The following is an 800-nucleotide window of genomic DNA, read 5'->3' on the forward strand; positions in this document are numbered from 1 at the left end:
ATCCGGCATCAGGATTGCAGTGGCAGCAGCTGCACCAAATTCAGCAGTGCGCGTGAGGCAGCAGAAGCGGTCGTCAACGTGCTGGGCGACCGTGCAATCCGTACTTGTGCCAACGCGGCGGAGTGCATCAGCGGCGGGGAATCGCACCAACCGGGCGCGACGGTTGCCGGCACGGGTTTTGCACCGATGCCGGAAGCACAGACTCAGGCCAATATTGAACAGCTGGTGAAGCTGGTCAACGGGACGGAAAAACCGACGGCGGCGAATCTGGCCAAACTGAAAACCGGCAGCCTGACCATCACCCGGGGCGTGATTCAGGCGTTGCAACGTGACCCCGACAATGCTGCGCTGACAGCCCGTCTGGCGGGTGAACTGGCGATGGCAGAGACCACGGAGACGGCACTGCTGATGCGCCGGATGCTGATGACCGGTATGTCTGAACCCAATGCTGCCGCGCAGGCCGAAGCTCTGAACGAAGGTGAACGGCGGATTGCGGCGCTGGACAGGGAAATCAACGCCCTGAAAAATGAAATGACCCTGAAACGCGAACTGGCGCGCAACGCCATCCTGACCATTATCGAGCGGGAAAACCACCGGATTGAAGCACATCCGCAGAAACACGTGACGGAAAGCAGTGATAAGCGTTTTTATCAACTGGAAAATCCGGCAAACCGGACGACGGGAAGGTAAGTGATGATCGGTAACGCAAAAGCATCGGCCAGGCTGAAAAAAGGGGCTGGCATCGCGCTGGTTATTGCGGCGGTGATAATCCTTACGTTGCTGACGGGCTGGGCGGGGAT

The 800-nt window shown here is 59.0% G+C and carries 1 pseudogene; it reads left to right on the forward strand.

What is annotated here, in order from left to right:
* A pseudogene (locus FE394_RS13320) lies at positions 1-690 on the forward strand (integrating conjugative element protein); the annotation flags it as partial.
* Between the last annotated feature and the right edge of the window lie 110 nt (positions 691-800).

It is taken from the genome of Xenorhabdus littoralis (assembly GCF_033949345.1).
Lineage (GTDB): Bacteria > Pseudomonadota > Gammaproteobacteria > Enterobacterales > Enterobacteriaceae > Xenorhabdus > Xenorhabdus littoralis.